Consider the following 19,830-nt stretch of genomic DNA (forward strand, 5'->3'; position numbering starts at 1 on the left):
GGGGGCGCCTCAGAGGGTCCCAGTGGGTTTAAGAGGGGTCCCAGTGGGCCGGGGGGTCACAGTGTGCCCGACGCCGACCGCTGGGTGTTACGTATCAACACGCTCCCGGGTCACGGGCTCATCGCTCGGGAATCACGGCCGGATTACGGTCGTAGGTAGCGGTTCACGAACCGCTGTACAGGGCAATTGTCCGCCTTAGAGGAACGTACAGGATGCCGGGCGGGAGCGAGGCGAGGGCTTCATGCCATCGGTGACTGCCAGTGGGCGGGGTCACAGCGGTTCACTGGCCACACGCCGCCGGACACACCCCGGTGACCAGGACTCAACGCCCGGGCAACGAACGGGCGAGAAAGTCCGAGACACCGAGTGTTTGGACCCTGGCGCAGCGCTCCCGCTGGAGCGGGCCCCGCAGGGTTCCGGGCGACAAACGACGACTTGAGGAGACACCCGCATGGAGTTCCTTCGGCCCGCTACCTGGGACGAGGCACTCGCGGCGAAGGCTGAGTACCCGACCGCGCTGCCCATCTCGGGCGGTACGGACGTCATGGTCGAGATGAACTTCGACGTGCACAGGCCATCCGCGATTCTCGACCTGAACCGCATCACTGAGCTGTCCGAGTGGCAGATCGCCGACGATGTGGTGCAGCTCGGTGCCTCGGTGCCGTACACCCGGATCATCAACGAGCTGTCCGGACCGCTGCCGGGCCTGGCGCTCGCGGCCCACACGGTGGGTTCGCCGCAGATCCGTAACCGTGGCGGCGTGGGCGGCAACCTCGGCGGGGCCTCCCCCGCCGGTGACGCCCACCCGGCGCTGCTTGCGGCCGGCCGGGACGTCTTCGTCGAGGTCGCCTCCCAGGCCCGTGGCACCCGGCTGATCGCGATCGACGACTTCTACGTCGGCGTGAAGCGGAACTCGATGGAGAAGGACGAGCTGATCCGCCGCGTCCACATCCCCGTCGCGGACGGCCCGCAGCAGTTCTCGAAGATCGGCACCCGCAACGCGATGGTCATCGCGGTCTGCGCCTTCGGCTTCGCGCTGCACCCCAAGAACGGCACCGTCGGCACCGGCATCGGTTCGGCCGCTCCCACGCCGCGCCGGGCCGTCGAGGCGGAGGAGTACCTCGCGGGCGTGCTCGCCGAGCGCGGCCTGTGGCAGTCGGGTGACCTGCTGGGCACCGAGGTGATCCAGCGGTTCGGCGAGCTGGTGAAGGCCGCCGCCTCCCCGATCGACGACGTCCGTGGCACCGCCGAGTACCGGCGGCACTCACTGGCCGTGATGGCCCGCCGCACGCTCACCTGGACGTGGAACGACTACAGCAAGCAGATCAGGAGCGCGGCATGAGGGTCACATTCACCGCCAACGGCAAGCCCGTGGAGGCGGACGACGTCTGGGAGGGCGAGAGCCTCCTGTACGTGCTTCGCGAGCGGGTGGGCCTGCCGGGCTCCAAGAACGCGTGCGAGCAGGGCGAGTGCGGCTCCTGCACGGTCTACCTCGACGGCACCCCGGTCTGTTCGTGTCTGGTCGCGGCCGGGCAGGTGCAGGGCCGCGAGGTCCGTACCGTCGAGGGCCTGGCCGACGAGAGCGGCCTGGATCCGGTCCAGCAGGCGTTCATCGACGCCGGCGCCGTGCAGTGCGGTTTCTGCACCCCGGGCCTGCTGGTCCAGACCCACGACCTGCTGGACCGCCAGCCGCAGCCGAGCGACACGGACATCCGTGAGGCGCTCTCGGGCAACCTGTGCCGCTGTACCGGCTACGAGAAGATCATGGACGCGGTGCGGCTCGCTTCCGCCCGCAAGTGCGAGAAGGCAGGTGCCTCCGAATGAGCACGCGCACCATCCAGGGTCAGAAGAACCTGCAGGACATCAACCAGGCGAGCAAGGACGGCATCGGCGGCTCGCCACTGCGCCCGGACGGCACGCTGAAGGTCAAGGGCGAGTTCGCGTACTCCTCCGACCTGTGGCACGAGGACATGCTCTGGGGCATGGCGCTGCGCTCGCCGCACCCGCGCGCCAACATCCTCTCCGTGGACATCTCCGAGGCGGTCAAGCTGCCCGGCGTCTACGCGGTGCTGACCCACGACGACATCCCGGGCTCGAAGTTCTACGGCCTGGAGATCCAGGACCAGCCGGCCCTGGCCATCGACAAGGTCCGCTACCACGGTGAGGCCATCGCGATCGTCGCGGCCGACCACCCGGAGACGGCCCGCCGCGCGGTGAAGAAGATCAAGGTCGAGTACGAGGTACTCACCCCGATCGTCACCGAGGAGCAGTGCCTCGACCCCGAGACGTACGGCTACGTCCACGAGCCGCACGAGTTCAAGTCGCACGGGCACGGCAACATCTGCCACAGCCAGAAGCTGGTGCACGGCGGCGGCGTGACGGACGAGATCCGCGCCCTCGCGGACGTGGTGGTCAGCGGCCACTACGAGGTCGGCATGCAGGACCAGGCCTTCCTGGGCCCGGAGTCCGGTCTCGCCGTGCCCGCCGAGGACGGCGGCATGGACCTCTACGTCGCCACCCAGTGGCTGCACGTGGACCGCCAGCAGGTCGCCCCCGTGCTCGGCATCCCGGAGGAGAAGCTCCGGCTGACCCTCGCCGGTGTCGGCGGCGCCTTCGGCGGCCGCGAGGACCTGTCGATGCAGATCCACGCCTGTCTGCTCGCCCAGCGCACCGGCAAGCCCGTCAAGATCGTCTACGCCCGCGACGAGTCCTTCTTCGGCCACGTGCACCGCCACCCGGCCAAGATGTACTACGAGCACGGCGCCACCCGCGACGGCAAGCTGGTCTACGCCGACGCCCGGATCGTCCTGGACGGCGGCGCGTACGCCTCCGCCTCCCCCGCCGTGGTCGGCAACGCGGCCTCGCTGGGCCACGGCCCGTACAACATCCCGAACGTGCGGATGGAGGCCATCGCCCTCTACAGCAACAACCCGTCCTGCGGCGCGATGCGCGGCTTCGGCGCGGTGCAGGCCTGCTTCGGGTACGAGACCCAGATGGACAAGCTCGCCGCCGAACTGGGCATGGACCCGGTGGAGCTCCGCCAGCTGAACGCCATGTCGGAGGGCGACCCGATGCCCACCGGCCAGGTCATCGACTCGCCGGCCCCCGTCGCCCAGCTGCTGCAGATCGTCAAGGACCGGCCGCTCCCGCCGCCGCTGGACCTGGACAACCTGGACGTCCGCACGCTGCCCGGCGCGCTGTCCAACACCTCGCACGGCGAGGGCATCGTGCGCGGCGTCGGCTACTCGGTCGGCATCAAGAACGTCGGCTTCTCCGAGGGCTTCGACGACTACTCCACCGCCCGGGTCCGCCTGGAGGTCATCGGCGGCGAGCCGGTCGCCATGGTGCACACCGCGATGGCCGAGGTCGGCCAGGGCGGCATCACCGTGCACGCCCAGATCGCCCGCACCGAGCTCGGCGTCGAGCAGGTCACCATCCACCCGGCCAACACCGAGGTCGGCTCGGCCGGTTCCACCTCCGCCTCGCGTCAGACGTACATGACGGGTGGCGCGGTGAAGTACGCCGCCGAGGCCGTGAAGGCCGCGCTGATCGAGAAGGGCCGCCGTCGCTACGGCTGGACCCAGACCGACATCATCCTGCTCGGCGGGAAGGTCATCTCGGAGGCGGGCGGCCCGCTGGTCTCCATCGTCGACCTGCTGGGCGACGAGGCGATCGACCTCACCCGCGAGCACCACCACCGCCCGACCGTCCCCTTCGACAAGGAGACCGGGCAGGGCTTCGGCCACGTCCAGTACACCTTCTGCGCCAACCGCGCGGTGGTCGACGTGGACATCGAGCTGGGCCTGGTCAAGGTGGTCGAGCTGACGGCCGCTCAGGACGTCGGCAAGGCGCTCAACCCGCTCTCGGTGATCGGCCAGATCCAGGGCGGCTGCACGCAGGCGCTCGGCCTGGCCGTGATGGAGGAGATCATCGTCAAGGACGGGAAGGTGCGCAACGCGTCCTTCACCGACTACCTGATCCCCACCATCCTGGACGTCCCGCCGATCCCGGTGGACATGCTGGAGCTGCCCGACCCGCACGCCCCGTACGGGCTGCGCGGTGTCGGCGAGGCTCCGACGGTGTCCGCCACCCCCTCGATCGTCGCGGCCATCCGGCAGGCGACCGGGATCGCGCTCAACCGCATCCCCGTCCGGCCCGAGCACCTCACCGGGACGCTCTAGCCGAACCCGCCAGACCTCCCCGGGGCGGCGACCGTCTTCCCCGCCGCCCCGGGGCAGCAAAAAAGTGCAAACAGCGAAACAAGTGCACCAGGCCCGCTGCCTCTCCCACGCCGGGGCTCTGCAGCGGTGCGCACCACCCTCCCCCGGCCTCCGGCTGGGGCCCGCACCGCAGGCACCTCTGAGTGCACCTCGTGAGTCGATTTCGTCCCCCTGTGCCCACTCTTGTCGGCAAATCAGGTCGGCTCGCCCACCCCAACCCCCTGTGAACCTTGGGAGTGGACATGACCCGGATTTCTACGGAGACCGGCACCACTGAAGACGACAGACCCGTCACCGAAGGCGCCCCCACGCCGACGGCGGCAGTACAGCCGAAGAACGCGCTGGACGCCTACTTCAAGATCTCTGCGCGCGGTTCCACCTTCGCCAACGAGCTGCGTGGTGGCGTCACGACCTTCATGGCGATGGCGTACATCATCCTGCTCAACCCGATCATCCTGAACGGCGCGGACGTCACCGGTGCCAAGCTCAGCCACGGCGAGCTGACCACCGCGACGGCGCTGGCCGCCGCAGTCACCACCATCCTGCTCGGCGTCGTCGGCAACGTGCCGCTGGCCGCCGCCGCAGGGCTCGGGGTGTCCGGCGCGGTGTCCGCGATCGTCGTGCCGCACACCACCTGGGCCCAGGCCATGGGTCTCTGTGTGATCTACGGTCTGCTGATCGTGCTGCTGGTGGTCTCCGGTCTCCGCGAGAAGATCATGAACGGCATACCGCTGCCGATCAAGCACGCGATCACCATCGGCATCGGCCTCTTCATCGCGCTGATCGGCCTTTTCAAGGCCGGCTTCGTGCACCACGGCTCGGACCCGTTCGGCCCGCCCGTATCGCTGGGCCCCGACGGCAACCTGGCCGGCTGGCCCGTCCTGATCTTCTGCCTGACGCTGCTGACGATCTTCGTGCTGCTCGCCCGCAACGTCCGTGGCGCGATCCTGCTCGGCATCACCGGCGGTACGGTCGTCGCCTTCATCGTCCAGGCGGTGGGCAACCTGCCCGCACACACCTGGAGCAGCTCCGTCCCGAAGTGGCCGGGCAGCCCCGTCGCCACCCCCGACTTCGGCCTCTTCGGCCACGTCGACATCCTCGGCGCCTTCGGCGGCAAGGGCATGGGCGCCATCAGCGCCTCGGTCGCCGTCTTCACCCTGGTACTGGCCGGCTTCTTCGACGCGATGGCCACCATCATCGGCGTCGGCACCGAGGCTGGTCTCGCCGACAAGCAGGGCCGGATGCCCGGCCTGAGCAAGGCACTGCTGGTCGACGGCGCCGGCGGCGCGATCGGCGGCCTGGCCGGTGCCTCCGGCCAGACGGTCTTCGTCGAGTCCGCGACCGGTGTCGGCGACGGCGCCCGGACCGGCCTCGCCTCGGTGGTCACCGGCAGCATCTTCACCCTGATGCTGTTCTTCTCCCCGATCGCCGGACTCGTCCCGGTCGAGGTGGCGTCCGCCGCCCTGGTCGTGATCGGCTCGATGATGATGGCCCAGGCCCGGCACATCGACTGGTCGGACCGCGAGGTCGCCATCCCGGCCTTCCTCACCTGCGTCCTGATGCCGTTCACCTACAGCATCACCGCCGGTGTCGCGGCCGGTGTCCTCTCCTACACCGTCATCAAGGCGGGCACCGGAAAGTGGCGCGAGCCCGGCCCGCTGATGTGGATCCTGAGCGTGGTCTTCGTGGTCTACTTCGCGCTCACGCCGGTCAAGGAACTGCTCGGCGTCCACTGACGCCACCCACCCCGGTGCGGCCTGGCCGCACCGGGGTACACCCCCTACACAAGCCCGTAAGGAGCACCCGACAATGCAGGACATCGCCGAGCAGCTTCACGCCTGGCACTCGTCCGGGCGCTCCTTCGCGGTCGCGACTGTCGTCGGCGTCTCCGGCAGCGCACCACGCGACCCGGGGGCCGCACTCGCCGTGGACTCGGCCGGCGAGGCGATCGGCTCGGTGTCCGGCGGGTGCGTCGAGGGCGCGGTGTACGAGCTGTGCCAGGAGGCCATCAGCTCCGGGCAGTCGGTGCTGGAACGTTTCGGCTACAGCGACGAGGACGCCTTCGCGGTGGGTCTGACCTGCGGCGGCATCCTCGACGTCTTCGTCCAGCCGATCACCCCGGGCGCCGACCCCGCGCTCGACGCCGGGATCACCTACATCGCCTCCGGCACCCCCGTCGCCCTCGCCCGGGTCATCGACGGCCGCGCCGGACTGCTCGGGGCCACCGTCGCCGTCACCGCCGACAGCCACCACGGCTCGCTCTCCCCCGCTCCCACGACGACGGGCGCCCTGGAGCGCGCCGCCGTCGCCGAGGCCCGGGCCTTGCTGGACGCCGGCCGCACCGGCCGACTCGTCCTCGGCCTGGACGGGCGGCCCTGCGACGAGGCCGGCCAGGGCACCGTCACCTTCTTCGTCGAGTCGTACGTCCCCGCGCCCCGCATGATCGTCTTCGGTGCGATCGACTTCGCCGCCGCCGTGGTCCGGATCGGCAAGTTCCTCGGCTACCGCGTCACCGTCTGCGACGCCCGCCCGGTCTTCGCCACCGCACGGCGCTTCCCGGACGCCGACGAGGTCGTGGTCGACTGGCCGCACCGGTACCTGGACTCCCAGCTGGCGCTGCCGGACGGGAAAGCCGGGATCGACGGCCGGACGGTGCTGTGCGTGCTCACCCACGACGCCAAGTTCGACATCCCGCTGCTGGAGCGCGCCCTGCGCCTCCCGGTCGGCTACGTCGGCGCGATGGGCTCCCGCCGCACCCACCGCGACCGCAACGCCCGCCTGCGCGAGGTCGGCCTCACCGACGCCGAGATCTCCCGGCTGCGCTCCCCCATCGGCCTGGACATCGGCGCCCGCACCCCCGAGGAGACCGCAGTCTCCGTCGCCGCCGAGATCGTCGCCCACCGCCGGGGCGGCAGCTGCCTCCCGCTGTCGGCCGGCCAGGGCCCGATCCACCACGACCTCAGCCGGGTGGACGAGCCCGCGACGCCGGAGGCTCCTGTGGCGAAGTCGCACGCCGCCTGACCGGATTGCGGGCGGTGGCGGGCGGCGGGAGGCTGGGGTAAAGGGACCGGAACGGCCCCTGTACGCTCCCCGGAAAGGTGGTGCGACGACCATGCGCACCCTGATCGAGATCGAGCTGGACACCGCGACCGCGAACCAGGCCATCACCGACGGCACGCTCGAAACCAGCATGGGCAAGATGCTGGAGGCGCTCAAGCCCGAGGCCGCCTACTTCTTCCCCCGGATGGGCCGCCGCTGCGCCCTCCTGGTGGTGGACCTGCCCGACGAGGCGGCGATCGTCCCCACCGCCGAACCGGCCTGGCTGGCCCTCAACGCCGACGTGACGATGACTCCCTGCATGAACGCCGACGAACTCCGCGCCGGCCTCGCCCGGTTGGGGCGGTAGCTGACGGTCAGTCGGCGAGCGCGAGCTTCACCCCGAAGCCGACGACCACCACGCTCCGACACGCCAACCAGGTAGGCGTGCGGCACCATACACACGTGGTTCTGAAGCGCACCACGGTCTACGCCGAGTCCGAGGATCTCGCCGTCATCAAGGAAGCCGCCGCGCGGCGAGGCATCACGGAGGCCGAGATCATCCGTGAGGCCATCCACCTGGCCGCTATGGCCAACCGGACCTGGGACGAACCCTTCTTCAGCACCACCTACCCCGCCCAGGGAGATTCCCGGAGCAAGACCGACGCCCACGAGTGATAATCGCGGCCGCCGATACCTCCGGGCTGCTCGCCGCCCTCGACAACGCCCACCCGGCCGGCCCGGCTTCGCGCGGATGGGGCGGCTGATGGCCGAGCGGCTCAGGCCGGCGCGGGGCGGATCGCCTGGTGAACCCGTCGCGGGGGCTGGAGAATAGGGCTTATGTCGGCTTCTGAGAACCCTTTCGAACTCGGTACGGACGGCCCGGCGACCATCGTGGCCGCCATCGATGGATCGCTGACCTCGCTGCGTGCCGCCGCCTACGCGGGTGGGTTGGCCCGGCGCCAGGGCAGTCGGCTGCTGGCGATCTATGTGGAGAGCGTCGGCACGCTGGCTGGCGTCAGCGCGGCGGGCGTCGTGGCGTCGCGGGAGGCTACGGAGGCGACCGCCGAGGATCTACGCCGGCTGGTCGAGCTGGCGCGGCAGCGCGGGGTGGAGCTCACCTTGACCACCCGCACCGGCGACCCGTACACCGAGATCACCAGATTCGCCGAGGAGGTTCGGGCGGACGCCCTGGTGGTCGGCGCCTCCGAGCACCTGGGGCACCGGCTGGTGGGCTCACTGGCGGTGCGGCTGGTGCGCGCGGGGCGCTGGCCGGTGACTGTGGTGCCCTAACCCGGCATCCTCTGCGAGGCGTACGGACTCGGCATCCCGACCGCCGTCCAGCCGTACGTCAAATCCAGCCCAGGCGGCGCACCCGGCGTACAACGAGAGCCTGGCGCGGCTCCGCTCGATGGGCGTCCTGATCGGCGACTACGTACCCCACAAACCCAAGGCCGGCGGAGGCCGTGACAACTACAACTGGACCCACGTCCTCGACCTGCTCCGCCCACTCATGAAGCTGGGCACGACAGGCCAGTAAGCCCGACTCGGTACGCACCGACGCCGGACCTTACGGTAGAAGCCGTCTCGGAGCCTCCCGATCACTACGGGCCTGCGACGTCGGAGTCGAACGTATCCGATATCGCAGGCCCGGTCGGGACCGCTGCCTCACCCCACGTCGAGGCGGGCGGCGAGGCGGAGGAGGGCCGGGGAGAGGCGGCCGAGGAGGCGGGCGGCCTTGGCCTCGAAGGTGACGGGGACGAACGGTTTGCCGGTGCGGACGGCGCGGAGGATTTCGGTGGCGACCTTCTCGGGTGGGAAGCCTCGACGGGCGTAGAGCTTGGAGACCTTCTTCTGTTTGGCCGACTGCTGGGCTGCGGTGAGGCCGGAGAAGGTGGTGGTGCGGGTGATGTTGGTGTTGACGATGCCGGGGCAGATCGCCGAGACGCCGATGCCGGTCGGGGCCAGTTCGGCGCGCAGGCAGTCGGAGAGCATCAGGACGGCGGCCTTGCTGGTCGCGTACGCGGCGAGCAGCTTGGACGGCAGGTAGGCGGCGGCCGAGGCGAGGTTGACGATGTGTCCGCCCTCGCCGCGTTCGGCCATCATGGTGCCGAAGGCCCGACAGCCATGGATGACGCCCCAGAGGTTGACGTCCAGGACGCGCTGCCACTCCTTCTCGGTGGTCTGCAGGAACGTTCCGGAATGGCCGACCCCCGCGTTGTTGACCAGGACGTCCGGGACGCCGTGCTCGGCAGCGACCTGCTGGGCGAAGGCGTCGAACGCGGCGCCGTCGCTGACGTCCAGCGCGTACGCGTACGCCCGTCCGCCGACCAGGGTGCAGAGTTCGGCGGTGCGCTCGGCGGCCGGGAGGTCGCGGTCGCCGATGACGACCCGGGCGCCCTGTTCGGCGAAGGCGAGCGCGGTGGCCCGGCCGATACCGCTGCCGGCACCGGTGATGACCACCAACTGGCCGGAGTCCGGCGGGGATTGGGGCTGCCCGGCGTCGACGCGGGAGGTGAATTCGCGGACCAGCTCGGCCACCACGGGCCCCTTCTCCAGTAGCGCGGACCAGTGGGTGGCATTGAGCGTGCGCCGGGTGAGCCTGGGCACCCAGCGTTCCAGGCCGTCGGAGAGGAACTCGTTGACGTAGTGGTCGTGGGCGAGCGTGATCAGCTGGACGGGCACCTCGGTCGGCCGCTCGCGCGGGTGCCGCACGGTCGGCCGCATGTTGGCCCGGTACAGCTCGATGCCGCGTACCGCGTCCTGCTTCAGAGTCGGCTGCGGGTGGCCGGGGCGCGGGTTGACGCCCTCCAGGTCGCGCAGCACGCGCGGCCAGGCGCGGGCCAGCCAGAGGCGCCAGGTCGCGGGGGCGAGCACAGGCAGGTGGAAGGCGGTGATGTACCAGGAGTGGGCGCCCTGGACGGCGAGTTGCTTCAGGTGCTTGGGCGTCGGCCGGCGCAGCCGGTGCCGCAGCCAGAAGCCGAGGTGGTCCAGCGAGGGCCCGGACATGGACGTGAACGAGGCGAGCCGTCGCTCCGCGCCGGGCTCGGTGACGGCCTCCCAGGACTGCACCGAACCCCAGTCGTGCGCCACCACGTGCACCGGCCGGCCCGGGCTGACGGCGTCCGCGACGGCGAACAGGTCGGCCCCCAGCAGCTCCAGCCGGTACCCGTCGCGGGTGGCCGGCACACCGGACGCGCCCGCGCCCCGGACGTCGTACCGAACCACGTGGTGGTCGACCGCGAGCTCGGCGGCGACGTCGTCCCAGACCACGTGGGTGTCCGGGTAGCCGTGCACCAGTAGGACGGTCGGGTTGGCCGGGTCGCCCTCTTCGAACACCGCGAGCGGCAACCCGCCGGAGTGAACGGTACTGCGGCGGATCGTCATCGGGCTTCCTCCAGGGTGCTCCAGCGGCGTACGTGCGGCAGGTCGTCGTCGAGCCAGTAGGCATCGTCGTCGGTGACCACCAACAGCTCCTCGAACTTGATACCCACGTCCCGGAAGCCGATGTGCGGCTCGACCGCCCACAGCCCGGGCGTCGGCGCGTGGTGGGACGAGCGCCCGTCCGCCCAGAGCGGCGAGCGGCCGTGCAACCGCTCGCTGATCAGCTCGCGGCCGAGGGTCTGCAGCGTACGGACGCCGAAGCCGAACAGGTTGACCCCGGCCGGGCCGCGCGCGGTCGTCCTGGTCACCTGGTGGCCGATCACCCGGCCCGGGTAGACCTGGTGGCGGTTGTCGTAGCCGTGCGCGGCGATCTGGGCGTCGACGGCGGCGTACACCTCGTTCAGCGGCTTCCGGGCCCGCACCTCACGGAGGATCAGCTCGCGGTACACCTGCAGATCGGCGGCGAGCCGGTCCCAGACCGGGTTGTCGCCGACCTTGCCGCCGTACCCGATGTCGGCGGTGTAGCCGTCGACGACGGGCGCGCAGTCCAGGACGTACGGCATACCCTCTTCGAGCTTCCGGCCGCCCGCGAAGAACTGCAGCGGGGTGTGGAAGTGCCGGAAGGCCGTCCGGTCGCCGAACCAGGCGAACGGGACATGGAAGAAGTCCTGCACGCCCGCCGCGACCAGGCAGCGGCGCAGCTTGGCAGTGGCCTGACGCTCCGTCACCCCCGGTTCGATCCAGGCGGCCACCTGTTCGGCGCAGGCGTACGCGAGCTGCTGGGTCTCCCGGAAGCGGTCGAGGTCGTGCGGGGTGTAACCGAACTCGGGCGTCACGGCGGGGCTCCTCACAGGTCGAGGACCAGTGTCTCGCCCTCAGGGGCGCGCGAGACGCAGGGCAGCAGAGCTCCGGCGGCGCGTTCCTCCTCGGTGAGACGGCGGTCGCGGTGCTCGGGGGTGCCGGAGCGCAGCTGCACCCGGCAGGTGCCGCAGAAGCCCTGGTGGCAGGAGTACGGCAGTTCGGGACGCGCCTCGCGCAGCACGTCCAACGCGGAGCGTTCGGCGGGGACTTCGAGCCGGGGCCCGTCCGCGCCGAGCTGGACGGCGAAGGGCCTGCCGCCCAGGATCGGTGCGGCGCCGAAGCGTTCGAAGTGCAGCGCCCTGGCCGGCGAGGCGTCGAACGCGGACTGCACGACGGCGAGCATCGGGGCCGGGCCGCAGCAGTAGACGGCGGCGCCCTTGGGGGCGCGGGCGAGCAGGTCGGCGGCGCTCGGCACGCCGGTCAGGAAGGTCACCCGCTTCGGGTCCAGGGCGCGCAGCTCATCGCCGAAGGGCATCGAGTCGGCGCTGCGCCCGGCATGTATCAAGTGCCAGTCGAGGCCCCGGCGTTGAGCCTCGCGGGCCATCGGGAGCAGCGGGGTGATGCCGATGCCGCCGGCCAGCAGCAGGACGGCCGGTTCGCCGCAGAAGGCGAAGCCGTTGCGCGGGCGGCGGGCGGTGAGCCGGGCGCCGACGTGCAGGTCGTCGTGGATCTCGCGCGAGCCTCCCCCGCCGTCCGCGATCCGCCGGACCGCGATCCGGTACGTGTCGGCGCCGGCGGGGTCGGCGGGGTCGCCGCAGAGCGAGTAGTGCCGCTCGCGGCCGGAGGGGAGGGTCAGCAGCAGCCGGGCACCGGGCTGCCAGGCGGGCAGCGGGCCGCCGGAGGGGGCGGCGAGGCGCAGCTCGACCACGTCGGTGGCGATCAAACGGTGGCCGCTGACGGCGAGTTGGAGTGGCGGGGTCGGGCGCGGTGCGGGCAGGCCCGGGCGGCGGCGCAGCAGCGGTCTGCCCATGACCTTGGGGTACCAGTCCCCGAAGGCCGTGACCCGCCGCATGAACGGGTCGGGGCCGGGGCGCCCGTAGAGGTCGGGGGGTGGGGTGGTGAGGTCCATCCGTACGGCTCCGGATCAGTGCGACGTGGTGGTGGCGGCGCGGGCAGCCGGGGAGGTGGCGAGGTAGCTGAGAGCCTGGCTGGACGAGCCCTCCTGGGTCGGGTGGTACCCGGGACGGAAGTAGCGGGCCGCCGAGCGGGCCATCCGGCCGGGCTGCGGCAGCAACCCACGGCGGCCGATCAGTTGGGCCTCCCGCCAGGTGGGCTTGACCCGCCCTTCCAGGGTGGGGTCGGCGGCCAGCAGGAAGCGGACCCCGCGTACCCAGAGGTGGACCAGCAGCGGCCCGGCGACCGCCATGCCCCGCACCCGGCGGAGGTACCCGGGGTCGAGGTGGACCATCAAGTCGTAGGCCACGCTGCGATGTTCGACCTCCTCGGCGCCGTGCCAGCGGAGCAGGTCGAGCATCGTCGGGTCGGCCTTGGCCCGGTCCAGGCCCGGGGAGTTGAGCGCCCAGTCGCCGAGGAACGCGGTGAAGTGCTCGACGGCCGCGACGGAGGCCACCCGCTCGATGATGTGCTCGCGCCGCTGCGCCGGTGTCAGGTTCGGCTTGTCGCCGAGGACCCGCTGGAACAGCCAGCTGGTCTGCCGGACGTACGGGCGCGGGTCGAGGCCCTGGGCGAGCAGGTGCTCCAGCACCTCCTGGTGGGCCTCGGCGTGGATGGCCTCCTGCCCGATGAAGCCGAGCACCTCCTCGCGGAGCTGCTCGTCCGTGATCATCGGCAGCGCCTCCTTGAAGAGGCGGACGAACCAGCGCTCCCCCTCGGGCAGCAGCAGGTGCAGCACGTTGATGGTGTGGGTGGCCATCGGCTCGTCGGGAATCCAGTGCAGCGGCAGCCGCGACCAGTCGAAACGGACGTCCCGGGGCTCCAGCACAAGGCTGTCGTGGACGCTGGTGGGCTCGGTGGCGCGGGGCATGGGGAGCCTCCTGACCTGCTGGTGGCGGCGTGACAACCGCAACCTACTCGTGGGTAGTGCGCACGACAAGGGTTTCGACCGTTCTTATCAACATCGAGTCTAATAAGCGGTCCGTCAGCAGCCTCCCGCTGCGCGCACACAGATGATCAGGCGGAGCCTCACACCCCCTGACCGCTCCTCGCGCCCCCGCCGACTACGCGCGCCCCTGCTGACTCCTCGCGCCCACGACTACGCGGGCTTCCGACTACGCGGGCTTCCGCGCCTCGCGGACCCCTCGCCGGCCGGCTGCGGCGATACACAGGGCGAACAGGGCGGTCAGGACGCCCGCGATCGTGGTCTCGACACCGGCACCGGAGAAGTCCCAGTCGCTCGACACCGGCGGCAGCCAGCCGGACGGGTCCACCACGACGGTCTCCCGGTCGCCGACCTGCGTCGGCCCCCAGCAATCACCGCCGGTCAGCTCGGCGTGCGGCAGTGGCCTACCGTCGTACCGGCGGATGTCGCAGGTCCAGATCAGGTTCCCCTTCTTGCCCTTGACGCTGTGGACAGCAGTGACCACCGCTTCGGTCCGCACGCCGCTGTGGGCCATCACCTGGGTCTGGAAGGTCGGCCCGGCGATGACCAGCACCGCGATCCCGGTGACGACGGCCGGCATCAACAGCCACCACGTCCGGCACCACATGAGCACCGCCACCAGCGCTGCGATCAGCACCAGCACCCCGAGGATCAGCCCGAGGGCCTGGTAGTCCGGGTTGGTAGCCAGCACCGACAGCCCGGCCAACACGAGCGGGGCGCCGGTCGCGGTCAGTGCGGTGACCCACCGAGCCGGGCGGCTCCGCACGCTCGGGCCCGGCTCGCGGGCACCGGTCGAACCACTGCTGCTGATACTGCTGCTACTGCTGATCCGGGCCACGGGCTGGTCCTACCACTCGCTCGACCGACTGTCCGCGCCAGTCTGACCGCCCGTGACCCGGCGGAGAAGCCCGGGTACCCGGTCAGACAGCCATCGCGAGCATCAGCGGGGCCGCCCGCTCGGCGAGGAGTTCGGCGGCGGCGCGGAGGCGGTGCACGTTGTCGACGGGCATCGAGGCGGCCAGGCAACCGACCGTGCGGCCCGCCGTGACCGGGACGGCGGCGCAGACCGTACCGAGGGCGTACTCCTGGATGTCCAGGACGGGAACGGTGGCGGGCTGGCGCTCCAGGCGGTGCATCAGCTGCTCGGGGTCGGTGATGGTCCGTGAGGTGAGGCGGGCTATCGGGTGCCGGGAGAGGTGGTCGCGGCGGCCGTCGTGGTCGAGCTGGCTGAGCAGGCACTTGCCGATCGCGCTGGCGTGCGCCGTGGCCCGGAAGTCGACCCACTCCTCCACCGCCGGGGCGTGCTCCGCCGACGCGACCGCCTCCACCGAGAGTTCGCCGTCGTGGTAGCGGCTGAAGTAGACGGCGGCGCCGAGTTCGTCGCGCAGTTCGATCAACTGCTGGTCCAGCCTGGCCCGCAGCAGCTGCTCACGGTTGCGCTGGCCGAGCAGGGAGAAGGCGCCGCCGAGCACCCAGTCGCCATCCTGGCAGAGCAGGTAACCCTCGGTCTCCAGCGCCTCGACCAGCGACTGCACGGCGGCCAGCGGGAGCGACAGCTCACGCGACAGACCGGCCAGGTTCGCCCCGGCGGGGTGGCGGTCCACCGCCTCCAGCACCCGGAGTGCTCGCTGCAAGGTCGCGAACGGGCCCCGACCACCCTCGGCGAGCATGGCCTGACGGTCCCGGCTCTGTGCCGACATGGCGACCCCTTCCGTAGTGTCCCGGCCCGTGGGCGAGGCTGTGACAACCCTCAGAGTATCCACCGTACGGCCCAAGCACGCCCCGCTCGCAGGATATTGCCGCAGGTGGTGAGTACTGCTCGGTTGGCATATGCCACATAGGGGGCAGGTCACTCCAAGCACCTGACGCGCACCCCGGGCCAGGTGCCGACGCGCACGGGCCCACGGCAGCCGTCCCGTCGGAGGCGCAAGGATCCGAACCCGCCTGCCGTCGCCCGTCGTCGGCATCAGGACGACTGCGGTCCCCGTAGTCCCCGAAGGAGCACTTCGACCAGTCGGCGGGGGTCGTAGCGCGGGTCGCCGTCACGTCCGACGCAGAGGTTGCCGATGCCGCGCATCAGCTCGTACGCCTGCGTGCCGGGCCTGATCTCACCGGCGTCGACTGCGGCGTCGAGCAACTGCGCGCAGACGGGCACCAGGCGGTCGAGGAAGTAGGTGTGCAGCGCCTCGAACCCGCTGCTGTCCGACTGCATCGCGTTGGCGAGCCCGTGCTTGGTGACCAGGAAATCGACGAAGAGGTCGGCCCACTGACGGAGCGCCGCGAACGGAGAGCCGGCGCCGGCCAGCAGGCTCGGGCCGGCCTCGGCGCAGGCCTCGACCTGGTGGCGGTAGACGGCGACGACGAGATCCGCCCGAGTCGGGAAGTGGCGGTAGATCGTCCCCATCCCTACGCCCGCCCTGGCCGCGATCTCACGGATCGGCGCGTCGACGCCGGAGGTGACGAACACTGCGGCGGCCGCGTCGAGCAGCGTCTGCTGGTTGCGCAACGCGTCAGCCCGCTTGCTCCGGGCCGGCACCTCCCCGGAGGGGCTTGCAGTGGGCACCACGCTCTCCTTCCGACGGCCGTTGACAAAGCGGAACAGCGCTCCGTATATTAATCGGAACGACGCTCCGCTTGCAGCTTAGCTGAAACGGACACTCCTGACCCCTCGCCCGCCGCCGGCCGAATGAGACCGGCAGCAGAGGCCGTTGAAGGGACATCCGCATCATGAGTGAATCGACCTACCGAGCCGGCACCTTCGGCCCGCCCACCCCCGTCCTCTCGGTCAGTCCGGTGGTGCTGCCGGCTCCGGGCCGAGCCGTGGACCTGGAGGTGCGGGTCTCCGCGCCCGTGACCGGGAGCGACCTGCCGGTCATCCTGCTCTCGCACGGCCAGGGCTACTCGAACAACCTCTCCTCGCTGAACGGCTACGCCCCCCTCGCCAACTTCTGGGCAGCGCACGGCTTCGTCGTGATCCAGCCCACTCACCTGAGCTCGAGGACGCTGAGCCTGGATCCCAACACCCCTGGGGCGCCGCTGTACTGGCGATCGCGAGCCGAGGACATACTGCGCATCCTCGACCGGTTCGACGCGATCGAGGCCGCCGTCCCGCAGCTCCTCGGGCGCCTGGACCGAAGCCGGGTCGCCGTAGCCGGGCACTCGATGGGCGGGCACACCGCGAGCCTGCTGCTGGGCGCCCGGCTCACCGATCCGCACGACGGAACGGAGGTGAACCTGGCCGATCCCCGGATCAAGGCGGGTGTACTGCTCGCCGCGCCCGGCCGAGGCGGCGACGCCCTCACCGAGTCCGTGGCCGAGAGTCTCCCCTTCCTCCGGACCACGGACTTCTCCGGGATGACGACGCCCACGCTCGTGGTCGCCGGTGACAAGGACGCCTCCACCCACCTGACGGTCCGTGGCACGGACTGGCACGCCGATCCGTACGTCCTCTCCCCGGGCCCCAAGTCGCTGCTCACCCTGTTCGACGCGGAACACGGGCTCGGCGGCATCTCCGGCTACGACGTCGCCGAGACCACGGACGAGAACCCCGAGCGGGTCGCGGCGGTCCAGCGGCTCACCTGGGCCTACCTCCGCACCGAGCTCTACCCCGGGGATCCCGCCTGGCAGGCGGCATGTGACGCGCTGACGGCCGGACCCGACCCGCTCGGACGGGTCGAATCCAAGTAAGACCGACCGGCAGGGTCCGCCACTCGTCGGGCTGCGCCGCAGTCTCCTCGTACGTCCCGACTCCGACGAACGCGATGGGCGCGGCCTCGGCCGGCAGGGCGGTCGGCCACAGCTCCCTCGGCCTGGGGCCGGACCGCTCTGGTGATCGTGTCCAGGTACTGATCACTCGGCAAGCCCCGCCGCTTCGCGGCGTGGACGGCCCAGTCGCCGACTGATGCCTTCTGAGCCACCGGGAAACCCACGCGACCGCTGTCGGCAGGCGATGCGAGACTCGGCCCCATGAAGCCCAATGATCCTAAGGACGACCTGCACCGCTACCTCAAGGCGGCCCGCGAAGCCATCGTCTGGAAGCTGGACGGATTGTCCGAGTACGACAGCCGCCGCCCCCTGACGCCGACCGGCACCAACCTCCTCGGCCTCGTCAAGCACCTCGCCAGCGTCGAGCTCGGGTACTTCGGCCCGACTTTCGGCCGCCCGCACAACGAATCCCTCCCCTGGCACGAGGAGGACTCCGAGCCCAACTCGGACATGTGGGCACCCGCCGACGAGTCGCGCGAGGACATCCTCGGCCTCTACTACCGCGCCTGGGCGCACGCGGACGCGACGATCGAGGCGCTGCCGCTCGATGCGATGGGCCACGTCGCGTGGTGGGGCGACAACGGCGGCGTGACGCTTCAGCGGATCATGCTGCATGTGACGGCCGAGACGAACCGTCACGCCGGCCACGCCGACATCGTCCGCGAGCTGATCGACGGCAAGGCCGGCATGCGGGAGACCAACAGCAACATGGATGGCGGCGACGAGGCCTGGTACCAGGAGTACTGGAACAGGCTGGAGGCGTCCGCCAAGGAGGCCCAGGCCAAGCCGAGCTGAGTTCGTTCGGGTCGACGATCTCGCCCGGTGATCGTGAAACGAACGGGCCTCTCCCCCCGCTGCCCTGGGGGGAGAGGCCCGGACCGGTCACCCCGGGGGTGGGCCGGGGAGATCGGTGAGGGTTGGTCAGGTGGTTCGGTCTCAGCCCTCGTCGCCGGCACGGAGCTTGGCGACGGCGGCTTCCAGACGGGCGCCGTAGTTCTCGTCGGCCGCGTGGAAGTGGGCGAGGTTCTTCTCGACGATGTCGTCGCGGGTGACCTGGGCGAGGAAGCCCGCGATGTTGTTGATCAGGCGCTCCTGCTCACCGGCCGACATCAGGCGGAACAGCTCGCCCGCCTGGAAGAAATCGTCGTCCTTGGTGTGGGCCGGGGTGGTGTACGTGCCGGTGTGGCCGTTCAGGGCCACCGGCGCGGCCAGGGCGCTGTCGGTCTGGGCGGGGCCGTCGTACGAGTTGGGCTCGTAGTTCTTGCCACGGCCGGACTTGTTGATCGCCGAGAGGCCGTCGCGGCCGTAGTTGTTCGCCTCGGTCGCCTTGGGGGCGTTGACGGCGAGCAGGGTGTGGTTGACACCGAGGCGGTAGCGCTGGGCGTCCGCGTAGGCGAACAGGCGGCCCTGGAGCATCTTGTCCGGGGACGGGCCGATGCCGGGCACGAAGTTGTTCGGCGAGAAGGCGGACTGCTCGACCTCGGCGAAGACGTTCTCCGGGTTCTTGTTCAGAACCAGGCGGCCGACCTTCTGCAGCGGGTAGTCCGCGTGCGGCCACACCTTGGTGAGGTCGAACGGGTTGAAGCGGTAGTCCGCCGCCTCGGCGACCGGCATCAGCTGGACGTACAGCGTCCAGGACGGGAACACCCCCCGCTCGATGGCCTGGTGCAGGTCACGCTGGTGGCTGTCGGCGTCGCCGCCGACCACCTCGGCGGCCTGGTCGCCGTCGAGCGAGCGGATGCCCTGGTTGGTCTTGAAGTGGTACTTCACCCAGAACGCGTCGCCGGACTCGTTGACCCACTGGTAGGTGTGCGAGCCGTAGCCGTTCATGTGCCGGTACGAGGCCGGGATGCCACGGTCGCCGAACAGCCAGGTGATCTGGTGGGTCGACGCGGGCGAGTGCGCCCAGAAGTCCCACACGTTGTCGGCTTCCTGGATGCCGGTGTACGGGTCGCGCTTCTGCGAGTGGATGAAGTCGGGGAACTTGATCGGGTCCTTGATGAAGAACACCGGGGTGTTGTTGCCGACGAGGTCGTAGTTGCCCTCTTCGGTGTAGAACTTCAGCGCGAAGCCGCGGGGGTCACGCACCGCGTCGCTCGAGCCCAGGTTGCCCGCCACAGTCGAGAAGCGGAGGAAGACCTCGGTCCGCTTGCCCACGGAGGACAGGAAGTCGGCCCGGCTGAACTGCGAGACCTCGTCGGTGACCTCGAAGTAGCCGTACGCGCCGGAGCCACGGGCGTGCACGACGCGCTCCGGGATGCGCTCGCGGTTGAAGCGGGCGAGCTTCTCGAGGAGCTGCTGGTCCTGGATGAGCAGCGGACCGTACTCGCCGGCCGAGGCCGAGTTCTGGTTGTCGGCGATCGGGGCGCCGGACTCCGTGGTCAGGATCTTGGACATTGGGGGTCCTTCTTGGATCGGTGCGGGAGAAGTGGTTCAGAGCGACCGGCAATCGGGGGGCGGATGAAGGAGCGGCGTCCGGGCCGAGTCTGGGCGGTGCCGACGATG

At 70.7% G+C, this 19,830-nt stretch carries 18 protein-coding genes and 1 pseudogene; 11 read left to right on the top strand and 8 right to left on the bottom strand.

The window, feature by feature from the left end; all coding sequences use genetic code 11:
* The first annotated feature begins 451 nt into the window (after nucleotides 1-451).
* From P3T29_RS04070 to P3T29_RS04110, 9 genes and pseudogenes are all read left to right on the top strand, one after another.
* A complete protein-coding gene (locus P3T29_RS04070) occupies nucleotides 452-1,342 on the top strand; it encodes an FAD binding domain-containing protein (protein ID WP_280714858.1) in 891 nt (296 codons plus the stop codon).
* A complete protein-coding gene (locus tag P3T29_RS04075; protein WP_280714859.1) occupies nucleotides 1,339-1,824 on the top strand; it encodes a 2Fe-2S iron-sulfur cluster-binding protein in 486 nt (161 codons plus the stop codon). Before P3T29_RS04070 ends, P3T29_RS04075 begins: the two co-directional genes overlap by 4 nt.
* Nucleotides 1,821-4,181 (top strand): xanthine dehydrogenase subunit D, encoded by a 2,361-nt coding sequence (gene pucD / locus P3T29_RS04080; protein ID WP_280714860.1) that lies wholly within the window; start codon nucleotides 1,821-1,823, stop codon nucleotides 4,179-4,181. The genes P3T29_RS04075 and pucD overlap by 4 nt, the downstream gene beginning before the upstream one ends.
* Before the next feature lie 281 nt (nucleotides 4,182-4,462).
* Nucleotides 4,463-5,956: an NCS2 family permease gene (locus P3T29_RS04085; RefSeq protein ID WP_280714861.1), complete on the top strand. Its 1,494-nt coding sequence runs from the start codon at nucleotides 4,463-4,465 to the stop codon at nucleotides 5,954-5,956.
* 73 nt (nucleotides 5,957-6,029) lie between these two features.
* On the top strand, nucleotides 6,030-7,241 hold the full coding sequence (locus P3T29_RS04090) for an XdhC family protein (protein WP_280714862.1): 1,212 nt from the start codon (nucleotides 6,030-6,032) through the stop codon (nucleotides 7,239-7,241).
* Nucleotides 7,242-7,332: 91 nt separating this feature from the next.
* On the top strand, nucleotides 7,333-7,626 hold the full coding sequence (locus P3T29_RS04095) for a hypothetical protein (RefSeq protein ID WP_280714863.1): 294 nt from the start codon (nucleotides 7,333-7,335) through the stop codon (nucleotides 7,624-7,626).
* 95 nt (nucleotides 7,627-7,721) lie between these two features.
* The gene (locus tag P3T29_RS04100; protein WP_280714864.1) at nucleotides 7,722-7,934 is read left to right on the top strand and encodes a CopG family transcriptional regulator; all 213 of its coding nucleotides are present in this window, start codon (nucleotides 7,722-7,724) and stop codon (nucleotides 7,932-7,934) included.
* A 162-nt stretch (nucleotides 7,935-8,096) separates the two neighbouring features.
* Nucleotides 8,097-8,549, top strand: coding sequence for a universal stress protein (locus P3T29_RS04105; RefSeq protein WP_280714865.1), 453 nt, complete (start codon nucleotides 8,097-8,099; stop codon nucleotides 8,547-8,549).
* A gap of 3 nt (nucleotides 8,550-8,552) precedes the next feature.
* Nucleotides 8,553-8,796: pseudogene (locus P3T29_RS04110) on the top strand (flavoprotein); the annotation flags it as partial.
* 128 nt (nucleotides 8,797-8,924) lie between these two features.
* Here the strand turns inward: P3T29_RS04110 and P3T29_RS04115 are convergent.
* From P3T29_RS04115 to P3T29_RS04145, 7 genes are all read right to left on the bottom strand, one after another.
* Nucleotides 8,925-10,643: an SDR family oxidoreductase gene (locus P3T29_RS04115; protein ID WP_280714866.1), complete on the bottom strand. Its 1,719-nt coding sequence runs from the start codon at nucleotides 10,641-10,643 to the stop codon at nucleotides 8,925-8,927.
* Nucleotides 10,640-11,476: a M24 family metallopeptidase gene (locus P3T29_RS04120; protein WP_280714867.1), complete on the bottom strand. Its 837-nt coding sequence runs from the start codon at nucleotides 11,474-11,476 to the stop codon at nucleotides 10,640-10,642. The genes P3T29_RS04115 and P3T29_RS04120 overlap by 4 nt, the downstream gene beginning before the upstream one ends.
* An 11-nt stretch (nucleotides 11,477-11,487) precedes the next feature.
* Entirely contained in the window at nucleotides 11,488-12,570 is a 1,083-nt protein-coding gene (locus P3T29_RS04125; protein WP_280714868.1) for a PDR/VanB family oxidoreductase, read from the bottom strand.
* Nucleotides 12,571-12,585: 15 nt separating this feature from the next.
* Nucleotides 12,586-13,485 (bottom strand): metal-dependent hydrolase, encoded by a 900-nt coding sequence (locus P3T29_RS04130; RefSeq protein ID WP_280714869.1) that lies wholly within the window; start codon nucleotides 13,483-13,485, stop codon nucleotides 12,586-12,588.
* A gap of 244 nt (nucleotides 13,486-13,729) precedes the next feature.
* Entirely contained in the window at nucleotides 13,730-14,398 is a 669-nt protein-coding gene (locus P3T29_RS04135; RefSeq protein WP_280714870.1) for a hypothetical protein, read from the bottom strand.
* Between the two features lie 82 nt (nucleotides 14,399-14,480).
* Nucleotides 14,481-15,260 (bottom strand): IclR family transcriptional regulator C-terminal domain-containing protein, encoded by a 780-nt coding sequence (locus P3T29_RS04140; protein ID WP_280714871.1) that lies wholly within the window; start codon nucleotides 15,258-15,260, stop codon nucleotides 14,481-14,483.
* Between the two features lie 266 nt (nucleotides 15,261-15,526).
* On the bottom strand, nucleotides 15,527-16,123 hold the full coding sequence (locus tag P3T29_RS04145; RefSeq protein ID WP_280714872.1) for a TetR/AcrR family transcriptional regulator: 597 nt from the start codon (nucleotides 16,121-16,123) through the stop codon (nucleotides 15,527-15,529).
* A gap of 164 nt (nucleotides 16,124-16,287) precedes the next feature.
* Between P3T29_RS04145 and P3T29_RS04150 the strand changes: the two genes are divergently transcribed.
* Nucleotides 16,288-17,247 carry a chlorophyllase gene (locus P3T29_RS04150; RefSeq protein ID WP_280714873.1) on the top strand — a complete coding sequence of 320 codons (960 nt, stop codon included), beginning with the start codon at nucleotides 16,288-16,290 and terminating at the stop codon, nucleotides 17,245-17,247.
* A gap of 279 nt (nucleotides 17,248-17,526) precedes the next feature.
* A complete protein-coding gene (locus P3T29_RS04155) occupies nucleotides 17,527-18,120 on the top strand; it encodes a DinB family protein (protein WP_280714874.1) in 594 nt (197 codons plus the stop codon).
* Between the two features lie 141 nt (nucleotides 18,121-18,261).
* Here P3T29_RS04155 and P3T29_RS04160 read toward each other — a convergent pair whose 3' ends face one another.
* Nucleotides 18,262-19,722 carry a catalase gene (locus tag P3T29_RS04160; RefSeq protein WP_280714875.1) on the bottom strand — a complete coding sequence of 487 codons (1,461 nt, stop codon included), beginning with the start codon at nucleotides 19,720-19,722 and terminating at the stop codon, nucleotides 18,262-18,264.
* Between the last annotated feature and the right edge of the window lie 108 nt (nucleotides 19,723-19,830).

The sequence above is a fragment of the Kitasatospora sp. MAP5-34 genome, from assembly GCF_029894335.1.
GTDB lineage: Bacteria > Actinomycetota > Actinomycetes > Streptomycetales > Streptomycetaceae > Kitasatospora.

Coding starts and splice junctions, on each gene's coding strand:
- P3T29_RS04075 (WP_280714859.1), top strand. CDS start 1,339: ATGAGGGTCACATTCACCGCCAACGGCAAGCCCGTGGAGGCGGACGAC.
- P3T29_RS04085 (WP_280714861.1), top strand. CDS start 4,463: ATGACCCGGATTTCTACGGAGACCGGCACCACTGAAGACGACAGACCC.
- P3T29_RS04090 (WP_280714862.1), top strand. CDS start 6,030: ATGCAGGACATCGCCGAGCAGCTTCACGCCTGGCACTCGTCCGGGCGC.
- P3T29_RS04105 (WP_280714865.1), top strand. CDS start 8,097: ATGTCGGCTTCTGAGAACCCTTTCGAACTCGGTACGGACGGCCCGGCG.
- P3T29_RS04130 (WP_280714869.1), bottom strand. CDS start 13,485: ATGCCCCGCGCCACCGAGCCCACCAGCGTCCACGACAGCCTTGTGCTG.
- P3T29_RS04155 (WP_280714874.1), top strand. CDS start 17,527: ATGAAGCCCAATGATCCTAAGGACGACCTGCACCGCTACCTCAAGGCG.
- P3T29_RS04115 (WP_280714866.1), bottom strand. CDS start 10,643: ATGACGATCCGCCGCAGTACCGTTCACTCCGGCGGGTTGCCGCTCGCG.
- P3T29_RS04070 (WP_280714858.1), top strand. CDS start 452: ATGGAGTTCCTTCGGCCCGCTACCTGGGACGAGGCACTCGCGGCGAAG.
- P3T29_RS04095 (WP_280714863.1), top strand. CDS start 7,333: ATGCGCACCCTGATCGAGATCGAGCTGGACACCGCGACCGCGAACCAG.
- P3T29_RS04125 (WP_280714868.1), bottom strand. CDS start 12,570: ATGGACCTCACCACCCCACCCCCCGACCTCTACGGGCGCCCCGGCCCC.
- P3T29_RS04150 (WP_280714873.1), top strand. CDS start 16,288: ATGAGTGAATCGACCTACCGAGCCGGCACCTTCGGCCCGCCCACCCCC.
- pucD (WP_280714860.1), top strand. CDS start 1,821: ATGAGCACGCGCACCATCCAGGGTCAGAAGAACCTGCAGGACATCAAC.
- P3T29_RS04140 (WP_280714871.1), bottom strand. CDS start 15,260: ATGTCGGCACAGAGCCGGGACCGTCAGGCCATGCTCGCCGAGGGTGGT.
- P3T29_RS04160 (WP_280714875.1), bottom strand. CDS start 19,722: ATGTCCAAGATCCTGACCACGGAGTCCGGCGCCCCGATCGCCGACAAC.